Source organism: Ilumatobacteraceae bacterium (genome assembly GCA_033344875.1).
Lineage (GTDB): Bacteria > Actinomycetota > Acidimicrobiia > Acidimicrobiales > Ilumatobacteraceae > Ilumatobacter.
On record JAWPMO010000001.1, the window covers coordinates 1985825 to 2004598 of the forward strand.

Annotated in this window: 17 protein-coding genes; 5 read left to right on the forward strand and 12 right to left on the reverse strand. The window is 68.9% G+C overall.

All coding sequences use genetic code 11. The features are described from left to right. Position 1 precedes the first annotated feature (1 nt). Positions 2-400, forward strand: a complete 399-nt coding sequence (locus R8G01_09395) for a DUF3054 domain-containing protein (protein MDW3214198.1) — start codon at positions 2-4, stop codon at positions 398-400. On the opposite strand, the gene R8G01_09400 is transcribed toward R8G01_09395, so the two are convergent. Then, positions 370-555: a hypothetical protein gene (locus R8G01_09400; GenBank protein MDW3214199.1), complete on the reverse strand. Its 186-nt coding sequence runs from the start codon at positions 553-555 to the stop codon at positions 370-372. The two genes, R8G01_09395 and R8G01_09400, sit on opposite strands and share 31 nt — an antisense overlap. Next, complete coding sequence (gene ilvD, locus R8G01_09405) at positions 555-2261, reverse strand: dihydroxy-acid dehydratase (GenBank protein ID MDW3214200.1); 1707 nt, start codon at positions 2259-2261, stop codon at positions 555-557. The genes R8G01_09400 and ilvD overlap by 1 nt, the downstream gene beginning before the upstream one ends. Before the next feature lie 145 nt (positions 2262-2406). Here ilvD and R8G01_09410 point away from each other — a divergent pair, with 145 nt between their 5' ends. Together R8G01_09410 and R8G01_09415 are read left to right on the forward strand one after the other, a co-directional pair. After that, positions 2407-3057, forward strand: coding sequence for a hypothetical protein (locus R8G01_09410; protein ID MDW3214201.1), 651 nt, complete (start codon positions 2407-2409; stop codon positions 3055-3057). 1 nt (position 3058) lies between these two features. Further along, on the forward strand, positions 3059-3580 hold the full coding sequence (locus tag R8G01_09415; GenBank protein MDW3214202.1) for a LemA family protein: 522 nt from the start codon (positions 3059-3061) through the stop codon (positions 3578-3580). Here the strand turns inward: R8G01_09415 and R8G01_09420 are convergent. The 9 genes from R8G01_09420 to R8G01_09460 all read right to left on the reverse strand — a co-directional run bounded on the left by R8G01_09420 (position 3527) and on the right by R8G01_09460 (position 16387). Then, positions 3527-4696: an MFS transporter gene (locus R8G01_09420; GenBank protein ID MDW3214203.1), complete on the reverse strand. Its 1170-nt coding sequence runs from the start codon at positions 4694-4696 to the stop codon at positions 3527-3529. The genes R8G01_09415 and R8G01_09420 overlap by 54 nt on opposite strands. Before the next feature lie 121 nt (positions 4697-4817). Further along, complete coding sequence (locus R8G01_09425) at positions 4818-5714, reverse strand: transglutaminase family protein (GenBank protein MDW3214204.1); 897 nt, start codon at positions 5712-5714, stop codon at positions 4818-4820. Further along, a complete protein-coding gene (locus R8G01_09430; GenBank protein ID MDW3214205.1) occupies positions 5711-7912 on the reverse strand; it encodes a circularly permuted type 2 ATP-grasp protein in 2202 nt (733 codons plus the stop codon). Before R8G01_09430 ends, R8G01_09425 begins: the two co-directional genes overlap by 4 nt. Before the next feature lie 51 nt (positions 7913-7963). Continuing rightward, positions 7964-8914 (reverse strand): alpha-E domain-containing protein, encoded by a 951-nt coding sequence (locus R8G01_09435; GenBank protein MDW3214206.1) that lies wholly within the window; start codon positions 8912-8914, stop codon positions 7964-7966. After that, positions 8914-10401, reverse strand: coding sequence for a circularly permuted type 2 ATP-grasp protein (locus R8G01_09440; GenBank protein ID MDW3214207.1), 1488 nt, complete (start codon positions 10399-10401; stop codon positions 8914-8916). Before R8G01_09440 ends, R8G01_09435 begins: the two co-directional genes overlap by 1 nt. Positions 10402-10519: 118 nt before the next feature. Continuing rightward, positions 10520-11560, reverse strand: coding sequence for a putative zinc-binding metallopeptidase (locus R8G01_09445; protein ID MDW3214208.1), 1041 nt, complete (start codon positions 11558-11560; stop codon positions 10520-10522). Between the two features lie 24 nt (positions 11561-11584). Then, positions 11585-14890 (reverse strand): transglutaminase family protein, encoded by a 3306-nt coding sequence (locus R8G01_09450; protein ID MDW3214209.1) that lies wholly within the window; start codon positions 14888-14890, stop codon positions 11585-11587. 28 nt (positions 14891-14918) lie between these two features. After that, positions 14919-16253: an MFS transporter gene (locus tag R8G01_09455; GenBank protein ID MDW3214210.1), complete on the reverse strand. Its 1335-nt coding sequence runs from the start codon at positions 16251-16253 to the stop codon at positions 14919-14921. Continuing rightward, entirely contained in the window at positions 16250-16387 is a 138-nt protein-coding gene (locus tag R8G01_09460) for a hypothetical protein (protein ID MDW3214211.1), read from the reverse strand. The genes R8G01_09455 and R8G01_09460 overlap by 4 nt, the downstream gene beginning before the upstream one ends. 83 nt (positions 16388-16470) lie before the next feature. On the opposite strand from R8G01_09460, the gene R8G01_09465 reads away from it, so the two are divergent. After that, entirely contained in the window at positions 16471-17082 is a 612-nt protein-coding gene (locus tag R8G01_09465; protein ID MDW3214212.1) for a helix-turn-helix domain-containing protein, read from the forward strand. A gap of 3 nt (positions 17083-17085) precedes the next feature. Here the strand turns inward: R8G01_09465 and R8G01_09470 are convergent, their stop codons facing one another. Next, positions 17086-18327, reverse strand: coding sequence for an acyl-CoA dehydrogenase family protein (locus R8G01_09470; protein MDW3214213.1), 1242 nt, complete (start codon positions 18325-18327; stop codon positions 17086-17088). Between the two features lie 126 nt (positions 18328-18453). On the opposite strand from R8G01_09470, the gene R8G01_09475 reads away from it, so the two are divergent. Continuing rightward, positions 18454-18723, forward strand: a complete 270-nt coding sequence (locus tag R8G01_09475; protein MDW3214214.1) for a winged helix-turn-helix domain-containing protein — start codon at positions 18454-18456, stop codon at positions 18721-18723. Positions 18724-18774 lie beyond the last annotated feature (51 nt).

Here is an 18774-nt window from a genome sequence, read left to right on the forward strand (position 1 = left end):
CGTGCCCACCGACCGTCGTCTCGCCACCGCCATCGGTCTCGACGTGTTCGTCGTCGTCCTGTTCGTCGCCATCGGGCGTCGAAACCACGACGGGAGTTCGGCCTTCGTCGACGTGATCGAGACCGGTGCGCCGTTCCTGATCGGCCTCGCCGTCGCCTGGCTCGCGATGCGGGCGTGGCGGCGACCGACGATGCTGCTGACCGGCATCGCCGTGTGGCCGATCACCGTCCTCGTCGGCATGATCGCCCGACGCACACTGTTCGACCGCGGCACCGCCACCTCGTTCGTCGTCGTCGCCACCGTGTTCCTCGGCGTGTTCCTCGTCGGTTGGCGAGCCGCGGCCGGGGCGCTCGACCGCCGACGGCACCGTCAGTCGTCGGGCGCTCTCACCGCGAAGTAGGCGGCGAGCAGCAGACCGATCAGCACGAACCACACGATCGAGCGGAGGACGAACCTGATCCAGCCGATCACCAACCCGAACAGCCAGATCACGACGAGCGCGACGATGACCCAGCCGATCGCCGAGGCGAGCACGGATCGTGATCGGGTCGCCATCAGGTCACGTTGGTGATCGCGCCCTTTTCGGCGCCCTGGGCGAGCCGCGCGTACTTCGCGAGGACACCGGTGGTGTAGCGCGGGGCGTTGGGGGTCCATCCCTCGCGGCGAGCGTCGAGCTCGTCATCGTCGACGAGCAGATCGAGCGACAGCGTCGGCACGTCGATCTTGATCTGGTCGCCGTCTCGCACGAATGCGATCGGGCCCCCATCGACCGCTTCGGGTGCGACGTGACCGATGCAGAAGCCCCACGTCCCACCCGAGAAGCGACCGTCGGTGATGAGCGCGACGTCGCCGCCGCGACCGGCACCCTTGAGGGCACCGGTGATCGCCAACATCTCGCGCATGCCCGGCCCGCCCTTCGGCCCCTCGTAGCGGATCACGATGACATCGCCCGGGTTGATCTCACCGGCCATGACCGCCGCCATCGCACCGTCTTCGCCGTCGAACACCCGGGCGGGGCCCACGAACGTTCGCTGCTCCTTGGACAGCCCGGCGACCTTCACGACCGAACCCCGCGGCGCGAGCGACCCGGTCAGCACGTTGAGCCCACCTTCGCTGTTGATCGGGTTGGAGATCGGGTGGACGACCGTGCCGTCGGGCGCCGGCGGGTCGATGTCGGCCAGGTTCTCGGCCATCGTCTTGCCGGTCACCGTGACCTCGTCACCGTGCAGGAGGCCCTCCTCGAGCAGATGCTTCAACACGACCGGCACGCCGCCGATCCGGTCGAGGTCGCTCATGTGGAACTTGCCGCCCGGCTTCATGTCGGCGAAGTGCGGCACCCTGCCGGCGACCTTGTTGAAGTCGTCGAGGTCGAGCTCGACGCCCGCCTCGTTCGCGATCGCCAGGAGGTGGAGGACGGCGTTGGTCGAACCACCGAGGGCGTTGGCGAGTGCCATCGCGTTCTCGAACGCGCCCTTGGTCAGGATGTCGTGCGGACGCAGACCGGTGCGGAGCATCTCGACGACGGCGGCGCCGGCACGCTGAGCGTCGTCTTCGCGACGACGATCGACCGCGGGCGGCGACGCGGACCCCGGCAGCGACAGGCCGAGCGCCTCGCCGATCGAGCTCATCGTGTTGGCGGTGAACATGCCACCGCAGGCACCTTCGCCGGGGCAGGCGTTCTTCTCGATCGCGTGCAGTTCGTCGGGGGTGATCGTGCCGGCGGCACACGCACCGATCGCCTCGAACACCGACGTGATGTCGAGGGCCTTGCCGTTGAGGTAGCCGGGCATGATCGAACCGTTGTAGACGAACACGCCGGGCAGGTCGAGCCGCGCGATCGCCATCATCATGCCGGGCATCGACTTGTCGCAGCCGCCCGTCGCGACGAGACCGTCGAGGCGTTCGCCGTGCATCACGCACTCGACCGAATCGGCGATGATCTCCCGGCTCACCAGCGAGGCGCGCATCCCTTCGTGACCCATCGAGATGCCGTCGGACACCGTGATCGTGCCGAACTCGAGGGCCACACCACCGGCGCCCCGAACGCCCTGCTTGGCCGCCTCGGTGAGACGTCGGATCGACATGTTGCACGGCGTGATCTCGTTCCACGAGGAGGCGATACCGACCTGCGGCTTCTCCCAGTCGTCGTCGGTCAGACCGACCGCTCGCAGCATCGACCGGGATGCCGCCTTCTGGATGCCGTCGGTGACGTCGCGCGAACGGGGCTTGATGTCGACGGTGGTGTCGGATGTCTCGGTCATGGCCACGAGGGTAGTGGTCGGCACCACCACCGATCCTGGTGCGGCGACCACCACCTGTCGGAGCCTCCGCGGGTTCGACGACGGCGAGTACCGTTGCCGCCGTGGCAGACATGGCGGTCGCGCACCGACCGAAGGCGGTCGGGTGATGGCAGCGATCCTCGTCGTGCTGGCGATCGGCGTTGGCGTCGCCTACGCCGTGCACGCGTACCGGCAGCACCAGAAGGCGAAGATGCGGGCCGTCGCCGAGGCGGCGGGTCTCCAGGTCGACACCTCCACGAAGAAGCCACCGGCGCTCGGTTTCGACCTGTTCGATGCGGGTAGCCGGAAAAGGGTCTCGGCTCAGATGTGGCGGGCCGGCGAGCACGACAGCGTGTTCCAGTACCAGTACACGGTGAGTTCCGGCGACAGCTCGACCACGTACCGATTCACCGCTGCACTCGTGGAGGTGCCGTTCACCGCTCCCCACCTCCGGATCGGGACCGAGAACTGGTGGTCGAAGGCGAAGCGGATCGTGGGCGTGCGCGACATCGAAGTCGAGTCGGCCCGGTTCAACGACCGCTACCACGTGCGCTGCTCCGACGAACGCTTCGCGATCTCGCTGCTCGACCCCCCGATGATCGCCTACCTGCTCTCGGAACAGAGCGGCGGCGGCACCGTGACGTTCGAGTTCCGCGACCGGTGGATGCTGTGCCACTGCGACCAGCTGAAGGTCGACGATCTGCCCGGCACCCTTGCCTGGGCGCAGTCGGTCAGGGCGCAGCTCCCCACCGTGCTCACCGAGCTGTACGGGCGCTGACGTGGAGAACTCGATCGCGATCGTCGTGACGGTGCTCGTGCTCGGCTCGGGCGCCTGGTGGGTCTCGCACACGAGACTCGTCGCCGCCCGCAACGCCGTCGACGACAGCTGGGCCGACGTCGACGCAGAGCTCGAACGCCGCCACCGGCTGATCCCGCGGCTGGTCGAGGTCGTCGGCGCCGCTGCTGCGCACGAACGGCAGCTCCTGATCGAACTCGCGAACCGCAACGACGCCGCACTCGCCGCGCCACACACCGCCGGGGCGGCCAACCTGTGGGAACCGCCGCTGGCCGACGCAGCCCGGCGCGTCGTCGCACTGCGCGAGCGGTATCCGGCGCTGAACAGTCGGCAGAACTTCCTCGATCTCCAACAGGAACTGGCCTCGACCGAGGACCGCATCGCCGCTGCCCGCCGCTTCTACAACACGCGGGTCGAGCGCCTCAACCGTCGCGTCGAGGCATTCCCGTCGTCAGTCGTGGCCGACCGACACGGGTTCGGCCGCGCCGACTTCTTCGACGGCTGAACGACCCGACGACTCGACGACCGTCTGCCACAGCGCGACCAGGCCGAGCACGGCGATGACGGCGCCGCCGAAGAAACCCGCCCGCTTGTCGAACAGTTCGCCGATCGCGCCGAGCACGACACCACCGACGACCGAGCCGAGCTCGAAGAACATCGTGAACGTGCTGAGCGCGCTGGCCCGCTCACCGTCGTCGACACGGTTGACGACGTTCGCCATCAGTGACGGGTACAGGAACGCCATGCCGACGCCGACGACGCCGGCGCCGACCCACAGCGCCCACGGTTGCGGGACGAGACTGATGAGCCCGAGCCCGACGGCGAGCGAGCTGAGCGCCACGGTGACCATGCGGTGTTCGCCGAGCCGCTCGGGCAGGCGCGCGCCGACCAGCCGCAACACCAGGCTGACGATGCTGTACACGAGGAACAGACCGGCCGAGCCCGCCAGTCCCACCGTTCGGGCGTACTCGGGGATGAACGCGGCGAACACCGAGAAGGCGGCGATCCCCGATGCCAGGACCACGCCGGGCCAGAACGCGGCACGGTGGAACATCGGCGACTTCTTGTCGGTCGGAGCCGGCGTGCTCGACCGGTCGACGCGCCGGGGCACACCGAGCACGGTGATCGCCGCGAGCCCCGAGAACCCGGCGGCGACGAGGAACGTCAGCGCGTAGCGGTCGTCGGCCAGCACCCATTCACCGATCGTGGGACCGAGACCGATGCCACCGTAGACCGCGACCGAGAAGTAGCTGGCGGCTTCGGCCCGCCGCTTGGGAGGAGCCAGGTCGGCGATCAGGGTGGCCGCACCCACGAACAGCGCTGCTTCTCCGAGCCCCATGAACGATCGGAGCACGAGGACGTGCCACAACGTGGTCGAGAGCCCGAGCAGTGCACCGCTCGCGCCGGCCACCAGTGCGCCGACCATCATGATCGCCCGTCGGCCGAAGCGCTCGATGAGGCGACCGAGGAACGGTCGCACGACGATCGCCGCGCCGGCGAACGTCGCCACGGCGAGGCCAACGCCGAACTCGCCCGCACCGAGTTCGTCCTCGATGAACCTCGGGACCGTGACGAGGACGATCCCGATGTAGAAGAAGAACACGAACGCCGTGATCGCCACGGAGACGAACGGTCGGGTGATCAACCTCGCTCGGTCTGGTCGTTCGGACGTCACCTGCTCCATGGTTGCGGGTACAACCACCACATCCACGATCGGATTCCGGCGCCGGGCCGGTCATGCGTCACAGCCGGGCGACGTCGACGGCCACGTCGAGCTCCTGCGTGGCCGCCGGGCCGATCATCACCCCGCGCACCGGGGTCACGTCGGAGTAGTCGCGCCCCCACCCGACGGTGATGTGATCGTTGACCGGGAGGTGACCGTTCGTCGGGTCGAAATCGACCCATCCCGCCCGTGGGGTCCACGCCGAACACCACGCGTGGGAGGCGTCGGCGCCGACGAGACGCTCGACGCCCGGTGGCGGGATCGTCTCGATGTAGCCGCTCACGTAGCGGGCCGGCAGCCCGAGCGAACGAAGGCATCCGACGGCCAGATGCGCGAAGTCCTGGCACACGCCACGGCGAGCAGCGAGCACCTCGTCGAGGGGCGTCGACAAGGTGGAGAACGCGGCGTCGAACTCGAAGCGGTGATAGATCGAGTCGCAGAGGTCGTCGAGCGCCTCGACGATCGGACGACCGGGCGTGAACACGGCGTCGGTGATGTCACCGAACGAGCCGGCCAGTGCCGACACGTCGATGAGCGGCGAGCCCGACCGGAACATGCCGATGTCGATGGCGAGATCGCCGCCGGCATCGGCCGCGAGCGCGACGACCTCCTCCCACGGGGTGGCGTCGACCGGCATCGGCCGGTGGGTGATCTCGACCACGCTGAGCGCCTCGACCATCATCTGGTCGTGCGGCTCGTGGAGCCCGAACTGGTTGACGAAGTTGCCGTAGACGTCGAGGAACGAGTCCCACTCCGATGCCGGCGGTATCAACCGGACCGTGGCGTCGTGCACGACCTGCCACTCGGTGGGCCTCGGGACGAGACAACCGACCGAGTACCCGTCGGTCATCACCTTCGAGTACCGGTACGTCGTGCGGTGCGACACGCGATACGACCGCGTCGGCGGCGTGCTCATGCCGAGCGGCCCGTCGCGCTGAACACGATCGGGTTCACCGGTGTCGAGAACCAGCGGCTGACCACACGTCGGCCGGCATCGTCGATCACCTCGCGCAGCTCCGCCAGCATCTCGTCGGTCGGCAGGTCGAGCGCCCGACGGGCACGGTCGGCGAACGCCCCTCCGACCGCGGGTTCACCGTCGAGCGCATGCTGGACGAGTCGTTCGACCGACGCGGCCAGCGAACGCGGGTTCAAGGGTTCGTGGACCAGCAGGGCGATCGCTGCGTCGATCTCGACGTCGCTGCGATGGCGGCGACGGTAGGCGACGAGGCTGTCGTTGGATGCGAGCAGCACCTCGACCGCCGCCGCGTCGATCTCGACGTCGATCGGGTCGTCGGAGTCTTGGCTCCCGCCGACGGCGCCGTCGATCAGGTCGAGCACCACCAGGCAACGTTCGAGGCGTCGTCCGGTGTCGCCGATGCGCCAGGCCGGCCCGCGAACGGTGCTCTCCTGCCAGAGCCCTGCGAGCGCGGCGAAGTCGGCGAGCACGGCGTCGAGGTCGTCGATCACCGTCATCCGCTGTTGGAGCGACGACCGCAGTTCGGCGAGATGCGAGAGCACACGACCCGTGGTGACCGACAGGAACTCGCGCACCGTGGTCGCCTCGGTCAGGAGCGAACCGATCTCGTTCGCGACGGCGTCACCGACGAGCGAGAGCTGATCATTCAACGCGTCGAGTGTGGGCGCGGCGGTCGGTACATCGGTGTGGTCGCGACGGACCCGGGCGGCGACGCGCAGCATGCGAGCCGTCCACGCCCCGCCGTGGAGGCCGGCGAGACCGGGATCCTGCTCGAGGCGAGCCGAGATCACCCGCATCGTGCGCGCCATCGCCTCGGCGCGTTCGGCCGCGCGGTTGGTCCAGTACAGCGCGTCGGCGGCCCGGGTGGGAACGCTGCGGCCGAAGTCGACCTGCGGCAGCCGGGGGCCGACGACGGGCGCCACGGTCTGGCCGAGCACCCACACGTCCTTCGCCGTGCACGCGGTCGGTTTCGCCGGATCGTCGCCGGGCGCGAGCACCCGTCCTGTTCCGCCGGGGAGCACCTGCACGCTCTTGCCGTCGTGGACCGCGAACAGTCGGAGGACGACCTCCGCCGACGAGAGGTCGGGGCCCACCGAACCGGGGGCGAGCGGCGCGGTGCCCAACTGGGGTCGACCGACCAGTCGGGGCAGCAACTGTTCGGACGGGCTGAGTCGCTCGATCGCGTCGCCGAGCACCGCGGCCAGGTCGGCGACCTCGATCACACCGCTGCCGTGGGCGTTGGCGAGGGTCACGCCGCCGGCCCGCACCGCCTGCAGCAGACCGGGCACACCGACCGAGCCGTGGGAGGCGACGTCGAGCGGGTCGAGGGTCGTGTCGTCGAGTCGGCGGTACAGCACGTCGACCGGCTCGAGACCGTCGAGGGTCCGCAACCACACCTTGCGCTGCCGGACGACGAGATCGGCACCCTCGACGAGGTTCACACCGAGCTGCACCGCGAGGTAGGAGTGGTCGACGTACGAGGGGTGGTCGAGCCCACCGGAGAACAGCACGATGCGCGGACTCGTCGAGGTCGTCGACGCGGCGAGCGATCGACGCAGTGCCCCGGGGTAGCGGGCGAGGCTGGCGATGTCGGCGTGCGCCGACACCTCGGGCAACACCCGTGACATCACCGAGCGGTCGAGCAGCGAGTACCCGAGCCCGGGCGGAGCATCGGTGAGGTCTTGCACGACACGCCACACCCCGTCGGCGTCGGTCGCGACATCGACGGCGTATGTGGTGAGCCAACGCCGCGGCACCGATCCGACGGCGTTGAGCCGGTACCGGTCGGTCGACGAGAGCAACTCGGCGGGCACGATCCGCTCGCGGATCAGGTCGCGACGGCCGTACAGGTCGGCGAGGACGAGTTCGAGCGCTTCCATCCGCTCGGCCACCGCCAGCGACAACCACCGGAACGTCGTGGCATCGATGACGACCGGGATCGGATCGACCCGCCACGGTCGGCTCTCGACCCCGGCGTTGCGCCCGTCGGCGCGCACTGGCAGGTCGTGGACGAGATGCCCGGCACCTTCGGCGGCGAGCAGCCGGTCAGCGCGCGCCTGCCGAGCGGGCAGCTTCGTCTCGTCGACGAGGCGTGCCGCGAGGTCAGCGTCGAGCTGTCGGCCGTGTGAGGTGAGCATCGGTGTCACGCCGACAGCGTCGCACTCGCGACGACCATCGGCAAAGCCCCATCAGACCACGTCGCCGACGTACGTGTCGTGCAGCGCGGCGGCGATCTCGGCGATGGCCACCTGGACCCGTTCCATCGATTGGTCGAGCCGTGATCCCTCGGAAGCGTCGGGTGTCAGCGTGTGCAGCACCGCTTCGGCGCTCGACAACGCACCCCGCACGCCTTCGCAGTTCGGCAGGAAGCCCAGCACCTCCCGGATCTCGTCGAAACAGCCCTGCACCGAACGCGGGAACGCCGAGTGGTACATGAGGAACTTGACGACGTCCATGCCGTCGATCGGCCCGCGGACCGCTCGCTGGTACATCTGCAGCGCGGAGACGGACCGCAGCACGTTCATCCATCGCACCTCGTCGATGATCAGCTCGTCGCGGTCGGTCGCCTCGAGCTGCAGGAGACCGGCTGCCGCGACGCCGAGGACCCGGGTGGTCATGTCGGCCCGTTCGATCAGTCGGCCGAGTCGGATCATGCGGTAGGCGTCGCCGCGCGACATGGTCGACTCGAGGATGCCGTCGAGGCGACGGCTCATCTCGATCACGCGCAGCAGGAACCGATCGCGGAGCTGGCGTTCGACGGCACCGTTCGCGGTCGCGTCGACGTACTGCGACAGCTGGTTGATCGCCTGCCACGCCTCGCGAGGCATCACCTCACGAGTCGTGCGCAGGTTGGCGCGGGCGGCGGACACCGTGCTCGCGATGCTCGACGGGTTCGAGCGGTCGGCGACCAGCGAACGGAGGATCGTGAACTCACCGGACGGATCGCTGGACGGGATCTCGATCGTCTCGTCGGACCCGGTCAGCGCCGCGAGCGGCTCCCACCGGAGCAGTTCCTCACTCGGATAGTCGGCGACGAGATCGTTGTACGCGCGCACGACGCGCGCCGTGTCCTCGGCTCGTTCGACGTACCGGGCACCCCAGTACAGACGGTCGGCGGTGCGGGCGAGCAGCGAGACCATCAGCGAGCTCCCTGCGACTGGCTCTGCGACTGGCTCTGCAACTGGTTCTGCGACTGGTCCTGTGCGGTGTCGAGCGGTGCGTAGCGACCGTCGACGATCCAGGTGTCCTTGCTGCCGCCGCCCTGTGACGAGTTGACGATCAGCGAACCGCGGGTGAGCGCCACCCTGGTGAGACCACCCGGCGTGACGTAGCTGTGCTGGCCGGTCAACACGAACGGCCGCAGGTCGACGTGGCGAGGCTCCACCCCTTCGTCGACGAGCGTCGGCACCGTCGACAGCGAGATGATCGGCTGGGCGACCCAGTTGCGCGGGTCGGCCTCGATCGCAGCGACGGCGTCGTCGAGCTCGGCACGGGTGGCCCGGTTGCCGATGATGATGCCGTAGCCGCCGCTCTCGTTCGCAGGTTTGAGCACCAGATCACCGATGTTGTCGATGACGTACCGACGCTCGTCGTCGTACATCGTCCGATACGTGGGCACGTTCGGGATCAGCGGCTCCTGATCGAGGTAGTACCTGATGAGATCGGGCACCCAGGCGTAGACGACCTTGTCGTCGGCGACACCGGCACCCGGCGCGTTGGCGAGGCCGACGTTGCCCGCCTTCCACGCCCTCATGAGGCCGGCGACGCCGAGCAGCGAATCGGGATGGAACGCCTCGGGGTCGAGGAACAGGTCGTCGATCCGGCGGTAGATCACGTGGATCCGCTCCAACCCGCTGATCGTCTTCATGTAGACGCAGTCGTCGTCACCGACCACGAGGTCCGCACCCTCGACCAGTTCGGCGCCCATCCGCTCGGCGAGGAAGGAGTGCTCGAAATAGGCCGAGTTGAAGATTCCCGGCGTGAGGACGGCGAGGGTGGGGTCGGAGATGCCGTCGGGCGCGAGCGACGTCAACAGACGGTTGAGTTCGTCGGTGTACCCGTCGACGGGCCGGATGCGCTGCCGTTCGAAGAGTTCGGCGAACGCTCGCTTGGTGACACCCCGGTTCTCGATGACGTAGCTGACCCCGGACGGCACCCGCAGGTTGTCCTCGAGCACGTACATCTGACCGTCGTCGTCGCGCACCAGATCGGTGCCGGAGATGTGCGCCCACACCCCGAACTTCGGGCGGATACCGCGGCACTGTGGCCTGAAGTTGACGGATGCCTCGAGCAGGTCGGCCGGGAACACACCGTCGGCGATGACCCGCTGGTCGTTGTACAGATCGTCGATGAACATGTTGATCGCCCGCAGGCGCTGCGCCAGTCCGGCGGCGATCAGATCCCACTCGGCACCGGGGATCATCCGCGGGATGATGTCGAACGGCCAGGACCGGTCGATGTTCTCGCCGTCGGAGTACACCGTGAACGTGATGCCCATCGCGGCGATGTCGACCTCGGCGAGTTGTTGTCGCTCTCGGAGTTCGTCCTCGCCCATCCGTTCGATCAGCTGCATGAGCCCCGCAGCGAGCTCACGTGGTGCGCCGTCATCGGTCAGCAATTCATCCATCTACGGACTGACCTTAGGACATGACCGGGAGACTCGCTCACCACAGACGTGACAAGTTCACGTGCTCGTCACACTCGCCGCCCGGCCCCGGACGGTCGTGCCGGACTCGCTGTGTCGCTCACCCGGGTGACGAGACCCGGCGGACGAAATCGAGCTTCTCGACCACCGCCGGTGACAGCACGAACGGGTAGAGGTCGCTCTCCCCGATCGACCGCGACATCGCGTTGAGCGCCAACGTGAGCGTCAACCACCGACGCACCAGATCGTCGGTCGATTCGGTCGTGACCGACGGCCACGCCCGTTCGCCGGCGGCCCGCGAGGGGTCACCGACCTCGATCCCGAACTCGGACGCCGTCTCCAGCCCGTCGCAGATGTGCAGGTAGTGCGCGAACGTCTCGGCCCAGTCCTCCCACGGGTGCATGGTGGCGTACTGGCTCACGTGCGTCGAGGGCCACTCGCTGCCCGGGCCCGTCAAGTAGTGCCGGTCGAGCGCCTCTTGGTACGACTGCCGCTCGTCGCCGAACAGCGTTCTGAATTCGTCGACGGCGCCACCCTCGACCACGAGCAGCGGCCAGAAGTAGTGACCGATCTCGTGCCGCAGGTGCCCGAGCACGGTGCGGTACTGCTCGCCGAGCTGCAGGCGGACGAACTCGCGGTGGGCGTCGTCGGATTCGGAGAGGTCGAGCGTGATCACGCCCGCCTGATGACCGGTCGTCACCGATCGACCGCGCGACGACAACAGTTCGAACGTGACGCCCCGTTCCGGCTCGTCGGTCCGGTCGAGCAGCGGCAGCCCGAGTGCGAGCACCTGGTCGATGAGCCGTCGCTTGGCCGCCTCGGCGTGGGCGAACGCCGCCATCGCGTCGGCGTCGGAATCGTTCGGACGCACCGACGTCAGCCGACAACTCCGGCACAGGAGCGCAGACTCGTCGGCGGGCAGCACCCAGTTGCAGCGCGCCTCGAGCTGGTTCGCGCACCGACGGTAGGAGCCGGGCGATCCGTCAGAACGACGCAGGATGCCGTCGGCATCGTCGTCGCGCCGCAGGGCGACCAGCTCGCGGCCTCCGACGTCGAACCCGAGTTCGGACCCGCACTGCAGGCACGAGGAGTTGTCGAAGAAGAGCAGCTGCGCGCACACCGGGCATCGGAACGACTGCATCCGGCGGACGCTACCGCCGGCGGGTCACCCGTCGGAGCGGTGTCGGCGGAGGTCGAGCGTTCTGGGGTACTCCCGTGCCACCCTGGCGGAGATTTCATCCAACCGGGCGACGTCGATCCGACCCGAGGTGTGGCCGAACGTCAGGAACCGACTCGCCCGGCGGGCCTCGGCTTCGGCGGCGTTCACCGGGAAGGTGTCGTACGACCGACCGCCCGGATGCACGACCTCGTACGTGCAGCCGCCGAGCGACCGCTCGCTCCATCGGTCGACGACGTCGAACACGAGCGTCCCCTGCGCATCGATCGTCGGATGGAGTGCGGACCACGGGGCCCACGCCTTGAACCGGATCCCGGCGACGGAGGTCCCCGAGCGTTCGGTCGGCTGGAGCGGCACGGGAATCGAGTTGCACGTCACGACGTGGCGTCGGGGGTCGAACCCGTCGACGCCGAGCTGCAGGCGCTCGACCGACGAGTCGACATAGCGAGCGGTACCCGACCCGGACACCTCCTCACCGAGGACGTGCCACGGCTCGATCGCCCGCCGGAGCTCCAGATGGACGTCGCCCACGACGGTCTCGCCGACGAGCGGGAACCGGAACTCGAGGAACGGATCGAGCCATCCGGGCTCGAAGTCGATGCTGTGTCGGCGGAGATCGTCGACGACGGCGTGGATGTCGGACCGCACGTACCACGGCAGCAGGAAGCGGTCGTAGAGATCGGTTCCCCATCGGGTCAGCGGCCCGCTGTACGGCGTCTCCCAGAACCCGGCGACCAGCGACCGGACGAGCAGTGCCTGCACCAGCGCCATCTGCGGATGCGGGGGCATCTCGAACGCCCGCAGCTCGACGATCCCGAGCCGACCTCGCTCACTGTCGGGGCTGAAGAGTTTGTCGATGCAGAACTCGGAGCGGTGCGTGTTGCCGGTCAGGTCGACCAGCAGGTGTCGCAGCAACCGATCGACGATCCACGACGGCACGTCACCGTCGGCCGCCTGCTGCGCTTCGAGTTCGGCGAACGCGATCTCGAGCTCGTACAGCGTGTCGGCCCGACCCTCGTCGACGCGGGGCGCCTGACTCGTCGGCCCGATGAACTGCCCGGAGAACAGGTACGAGAGCGACGGGTGATGCTGCCAGAAGGTGACGAGGCTGCGCAGCAGATCGGGCCGTCGCAGCATGGGGCTGTCGGCCGGCGTCGCGCCGCCGAGTGTGACGTGGTTGCCGCCCCCCGTCCCGGTGTGGGATCCGTCGAGCGAGAACTTCTCGGTGGCCAGTCGGGCGAGTCGCGCCTCCTCGTACAGCGTCTCGACGACCGTGCGCATCTCGGCCCACGAGGAGGTCGGCTGCACGTTGATCTCGATGACACCCGGGTCGGGGGTCACGACGAGCGTGTCGAGCCGCGGGTCGCGCGGCAGCGCGTATCCCTGCACGATCACCGGTCGGTCGAGCCGGGTGGCGACCGCCTCGACGACCGACAGCAGTTCGATCGCGTGATCGGCGTCGTCGATCGGCGGGAGGAACACGGCGACGTGGCCGTCGCGGATCTCTACACCGAGCGACGTCGGCGCCGCCTCGTGCACCTCGACGACCTCGGCTGCAGCTCCGGGCAGTGCACCGGCGGGCGGCAGTTCGCCGCGCGGCTCGAACGGCGACCGTTCGTAGACGGGCGGGAATTCCGACCACGTCAGCGAATCGAGCGGGAGACGGAGCCCGATCGGCGAATCACCCGGCATCAGGTAGAGCCGACCGCGCCGCAGGTTCCAGCGTGTCGAGCGCCAACCGTCGCCGTCCGGGGCGACGTGCAGCGGCAGCAGGAAGCCGGTGGGTTCGGCGACCGACCCCTGGAGCCGCTCGACGAGCGCGGCCCGGGCGTCCGCGTCGCCGGCACGGTCGGCTTCGTCGCCCGTGACGTCGAGTTCGTCGGGGACCGGATCCCCGGCCGGCAGGCGAGACTCGCGCCACGCCTGATCCACCGGGTCCTCGTGGCCGGCGATCACGAGTTCGGATGCGAGCCCGAACGCGGCTGCGATCGCGTCGACGAACGTCCTCGCGTCGTCGAGCGTCGCATCGCCCGGTTCGGACGGGTTGGCGAGCAGGTCCGGCCGCCGCCAGAGCGGCCGGCCGTCGTTGCGCCACACGATGCCGATCTGCCAGCGCGGCAGCGGTTCGCCCGGGTACCACTTGCCCTGGCCGTGCTGGATCAGACCGTCGGGGGCGAAGCGCCCACGCAGGCGCCACGCGACGTCGTCGGCGAGGGCTCGTTTGGCAGCGCTGTCGGCCGTCGTGTTCCACTCGGGGCCGTCCATGTCGTCGATCGACACGAAAGTCGGCTCGCCGCCCATCGTGAGCCGGACGTCACCGGCAGCGAGCCGCTCGTCGACGTGGTCACCGAGCCGATCGATCCGGTCCCACTGCTCGGTGGTGTACGGGAGCGTGACCCGTGGGTCTTCGCGGAACCTGGTGACCACGTTGGAGAAGCTGAACTCGGTCTCGGTGGGACCGGTCGCACCCGAGATGGGCGCAGCCGAGGAGGGATGCGGCGTGCACGCGAGCGGGATGTGACCTTCGCCTGCGAACAAACCGGAGGTGGGGTCGAGACCGATCCAACCCGCGCCGGGCACGTACACCTCGGCCCAGGCGTGCAGGTCGGTGAAGTCGGCGGCGGGACCGTCGGCGCCGTCGAGCGCGGGCCGATCGCCGGTCAGCTGCACGAGGTAGCCGGAGACGAACCGGGCGGCGAGGCCCATTCGCCGCAACGCTTCGACGAGCAACCACCCGGTGTCGCGGCACGAACCGATGCCCCGGTCGAGTGTCCGGTCGGGCGTCTGCACGCCGGGCTCCATGCGGATCGAGTACTCGATGTCGTCGTAGAGGCGGCGGTTGATCGCCACGAGGAAGTCGGCGATCCGGGTGCGACCGTCGCGGTGCCCGACGCCGGACAGCCACCGCTCGAGCCGCCCCATGTCGTCGGTCGCCGGCCGCAGGTACGGCTCGAGGTCGGCGGCGAGGCGCGGTTCGTACTCGAACGGGAAGAACTCGGCCGATTCCTCGACGAAGAAGTCGAACGGGTTGACGACGGTCAGGTCGGCCACCAGGTCGACGGTGACGTCGAGTTCGGTCGCCGGTTCCGGGAACACGAGCCGGGCCATGAAGTTGCCGAACGGGTCCTGCTGCCAGTTGACGAAGTGGTCGGCCGGGGCCACGTCGAGGCTGTACGACAGGATCGGCGTACGGGAGTGCGGGGCCGGCCGCAGGCGGAGCACGTGGGGGTGCAGCTTGGTCGGGCGATCGAAGCGGTAGGTGGTCCGATGCTCGATGCCGACGTGGATGCCCATTCCTGGCGACCCTACCGGCGGGCCGGGATCAGGTCGCCGCGAGCTCCTCGACGGTGCGCGGCGCCTCCGACGACGGGATGTGGCGCAGTGCCGCTCTCATGCGGCTGCGACCGAGCGAGACGCCGACGACGAGGAGCAGCACGCCGACCGAGCCGAGCACGAGCGCCGCGCCGCGCCCCGGCCCGACGCCGATGACCGCGCCGACACTGCCGGCGAGGGCTCCCCCATCGGACATCGCTGGCACCGCCAGCCGAGCGACGACCACGCCGGCGACGACCGCACCGACCGGCTCGAGCGATCGTCCGATCGCCGTCCGCAGCCCGAACATGCGACCGTGCATCGAGGCCGGCACCCGTTCGTGATAGAGCGTCGACGCGGCAGCGTTCAGCGCCGGAATCGAACCCAGGGCGACGACGACGCCCACGATGAGGAGCGTCAGCGATGGACGCAGCGCCGCGACGACGAAGCCCACGCCGGCGAGGCCGATGCCGCGAGCGAAGGTCCCGACCCGGTCGGCACCGACGCCACGGTGGCCACTGACGAGCGATCCGACGACCATGGCTGCACCGGCGGCTCCCAACACGATGCCGGCCCGAGCCGTTCCCCCGAGGTCGGTCGCGACGACCAGGAGGGAGACGTTGAAGAAGGCGAGCAGGAAGTTGACGATCGCCATGGCGGCCAGCAGCGTGACGAACGGTCGCCCGTCGCCCCGCAACCAGGAGAACAGCGCGCGCCAGGTGCCGTCGTCGATCACGGCGTCGTCGGTCGGAGCATCGTCGAACGGGACGCTCATGGTGGCGACCACCGCGACGAGGAAGGAGACGAGATCGACCAGGAGGACGGCTTCGATCCCCCACCAGGCGACGAGCGGCGTGGCCACGATCGGGCCCAGGACGATGCCGGTCGCCTGACCGAGTTGGCTCAGCCCGTTCGCTCGGCCGAGCGCCTCGGGCACGACCAGGGCCGGCACCGCAGCCTGCGCTGCCGGCCACTGGAACGCGTTGCCGAGGCCGCCCAGGAAACCGGCGACGGCAAGATGCCAGATCTCGAGACGCCCGGCCAGCGCCAGCACCAAGGCCAGTGCCGGACCGATCACGGCGAACGTGTCGGCCGCGATCATCGTCGAACGCCGGGGGAAGCGGTCGGTGAGCGACAGCAGCGGGGCGGCCAGGACGTACGGGATCGACGACAGGCCGGCCAGCAGCCCGAGCCACGCCGCGCTCCCCGTCTCGACGAAGACGTAGACGGCGACCCCGACGCCGGACAGCACGGTGCCGATCGCCGACACCGTCTGCCCCGCCCAGACGGTCAGGAAGCGCCTCCCGAGCGGCGTTGCGTCGGTGGTGGCGCGGTCGGTGGTCACGAACGGCGGCGGCGGCGCCGGGAGCGACGGAGCGCGGCGACGTGGCGCCGGTGACGACGCGTGGGGTCGGCGACATCGGTGGCGAGGCGTTCGTGCTGAGCAGCGATGACCATGGCGGCGTGAAGATCACTCATGCCGCTATTCAAACAGATTGAATGATCTAATTCAAGCCCCCTGAATGAATGTTCAGGATGGTTGAACACTAGGGTGGACCAGCATGACGATCGACGACGATGGTTGGGTTCCGGTCGCCGGCGTGGGCGCCCCCGAGGAACGTCGCGACCTCGACGACCTCGACCTGATGGCCGAAGCGACGCACCCGATCCGCGGCATGATCCTGCGGCGCCTCAAGGAGCCGCGGACGGTCGCCGACGTCGCCGAACTCCTCGACGTTCCGATCACCCGGCTCTACCACCACGTCAACCGGTTGGTCGACGCCGGCCTGATCCACGTCGTGGCGACGCGTCAGGTCGCCGCGGTCACCGAACGTCGGTACCAGACGGTCGCTCGCTCGTTCGGCGTCGGCGCCGACCTGCTCAACTCGACCGACAAACGTGAGCTCTCGGCCGCCCTCGGTTCGCTGTTCGACGTCGCGAAACTCGGGTTCCAGCGCTTCGTCGAGAGCGAGGCGTTCACGGTCGCCGACGACGAGGGCGACGACGACACGGCGCTCTCGCTGTCGGAGATCCATCTGACCGAACCGCGTCGGCGCGAACTGATGCGTCGCCTGCGGGAGCTGCACGAGGAGTTCCGCTCCGATGCGACCGACGACGACCCCGACGCATCGCACCTCACGCTGTTCGTCGCGGTCAATCCCGAGGCGACGTAGCGATCACTCGCTCGCCGGCTTCGGTTCCTTCGGCAGCCCGAGCACACGCTCGCCGACGATGTTGCGCTGGATCTGGCTGGTGCCACCCCAGATCGTCTCCGAGCGCGAGAAGAAGAACGACGACATCATCGGGCTCACCGGGTAGCCGTCGCGCCGCCGGTCGCGGCCGGACCCGGGCCACGAGCCGCCTTCGGGACCGGCATCGATCAGCATCGAGTCGGCACCGAAGATGTCGAGCGCGAGCTCCATCGCACGCTGGTGCATCTCCGACCAGAACATCTTGTTGGTCGCGCCGAGCACGACGGTCCCCATCTCCTTCTTGCCGCTGACCGCCGCGGTGAGGTTCCGCAGGCCGTTGATCCGGAGGATCTGGATCTTCGTGTAGTACTGCGCGAGACGCTGCCGGATGTCGTCGTCGTGGATGCGGCCGTTGGCCGTCGCGGCCTCGACCATCAACCGGTACTCCTCCTGGAACCTGCGGTAGCCGGTCGTCGCCGACTGACCACGCTCGAACGCCAGCGTCGAGTTGGCGACCTTCCAGCCGTTGTTGACCCCGCCGACGACGTTGTCCTTCGGGCAGCGCGCATTGTCGAAGAAGACCTCGCAGAACTCGGCGGTGCCGTCGGGCTGGGTGATGCCCCTGACCTCGACCCCGTCCTGCTTCATCGGTACGAGCAGGTACGTGATGCCGGCGTGCTTCTTGACGTCCGGGTCGGTGCGGGTCAGCAGGAAGCAGTAGTCGGCGTGATGACCCTGCGTGGTCCAGACCTTCTGACCGTTGATGATCCATTCGTCACCATCGAGGACCGCAGTGGTCTTCAGGCTCGCGAGGTCGGAACCCGAGTTGGGTTCGGAGAAGCCCTGGCACCAGCTCATCTGGCCGCCGAGGATCTTGGGGAGGAACTCCCGCTTCTGCTCCTCGGTCCCCCACTGCAGCAGCGTCGGACCGACGAGCGTGTCGCCGAAGAAGTCCCCACGCATCGGCGCCTTCGCCCTGGCGAACTCCTCGGCCAGCGCAACCCCCTGCATCGTCGTGAGGCCCTTGCCGCCGTACTCCTCGGGCCACGTCGCGCAGATCCAGCCACCCTCGAACAACTTCTGCGGCCACTCCTGGTTGAACCGCTTGCGTTCGTCGTCGGTCATCTCGAAGCCCTCGTCGAACCAACCGTCGGGCAGGTTCTGCTCGAGCCACGCCCGGATCTCGACGCGGAATTCCTCGGCTTCGGCGGGATAGGTGAGGTCCATACCACCATTGTGCCTCGCGACTTGACCCACGGGTCAAGTCAGGGCACGACACGACCCGTCGGTCGTTCACACGGCGTTTACAGGTCGTGAACGTCACCGACACGCACGTCCGCCAGAGTGGTGCTCGTGACACGGCCCGCTCCTGAGCGTCAGGAACTGATCCCCTCAGTACCAACTCACCCCCTCGAGCACTTGACTGCTCAGGAGCGTGCCGTGTTCGAAGTCTTGGCCGAGCACTGCGGCCGGGTGTTGAGCCGCCAGGAACTCGCCCGTCGGGCCGGCCTGGCAGAGCTCAGCCCGCGTCGATGCGACTCGCTGATCGTCGGCATCCGCCGGTGTGTCGGCACCGACCGCGTGCGCACCGTGCGCCGACGCGGTTGGATGCTCGTCGCCTGACTCGTCGAGGGATGCCGACCCCGGTCGACCGGCCCGGATCTCCGACCCGGC

Bases quoted from the DNA above. Each gene is read 5' to 3' on its own strand.
- R8G01_09400 (MDW3214199.1), bottom strand. From the start codon at position 555: ATGGCGACCCGATCACGATCCGTGCTCGCCTCGGCGATCGGCTGGGTC.
- ilvD (MDW3214200.1), bottom strand. From the start codon at position 2,261: ATGACCGAGACATCCGACACCACCGTCGACATCAAGCCCCGTTCGCGC.
- R8G01_09410 (MDW3214201.1), top strand. From the start codon at position 2,407: ATGGCAGCGATCCTCGTCGTGCTGGCGATCGGCGTTGGCGTCGCCTAC.
- R8G01_09425 (MDW3214204.1), bottom strand. From the start codon at position 5,714: ATGAGCACGCCGCCGACGCGGTCGTATCGCGTGTCGCACCGCACGACG.
- R8G01_09430 (MDW3214205.1), bottom strand. From the start codon at position 7,912: ATGCTCACCTCACACGGCCGACAGCTCGACGCTGACCTCGCGGCACGC.
- R8G01_09435 (MDW3214206.1), bottom strand. From the start codon at position 8,914: ATGGTCTCGCTGCTCGCCCGCACCGCCGACCGTCTGTACTGGGGTGCC.
- R8G01_09440 (MDW3214207.1), bottom strand. From the start codon at position 10,401: ATGGATGAATTGCTGACCGATGACGGCGCACCACGTGAGCTCGCTGCG.
- R8G01_09445 (MDW3214208.1), bottom strand. From the start codon at position 11,560: ATGCAGTCGTTCCGATGCCCGGTGTGCGCGCAGCTGCTCTTCTTCGAC.
- R8G01_09450 (MDW3214209.1), bottom strand. From the start codon at position 14,890: ATGGGCATCCACGTCGGCATCGAGCATCGGACCACCTACCGCTTCGAT.
- R8G01_09460 (MDW3214211.1), bottom strand. From the start codon at position 16,387: ATGAGTGATCTTCACGCCGCCATGGTCATCGCTGCTCAGCACGAACGC.
- R8G01_09465 (MDW3214212.1), top strand. From the start codon at position 16,471: ATGACGATCGACGACGATGGTTGGGTTCCGGTCGCCGGCGTGGGCGCC.
- R8G01_09470 (MDW3214213.1), bottom strand. From the start codon at position 18,327: ATGGACCTCACCTATCCCGCCGAAGCCGAGGAATTCCGCGTCGAGATC.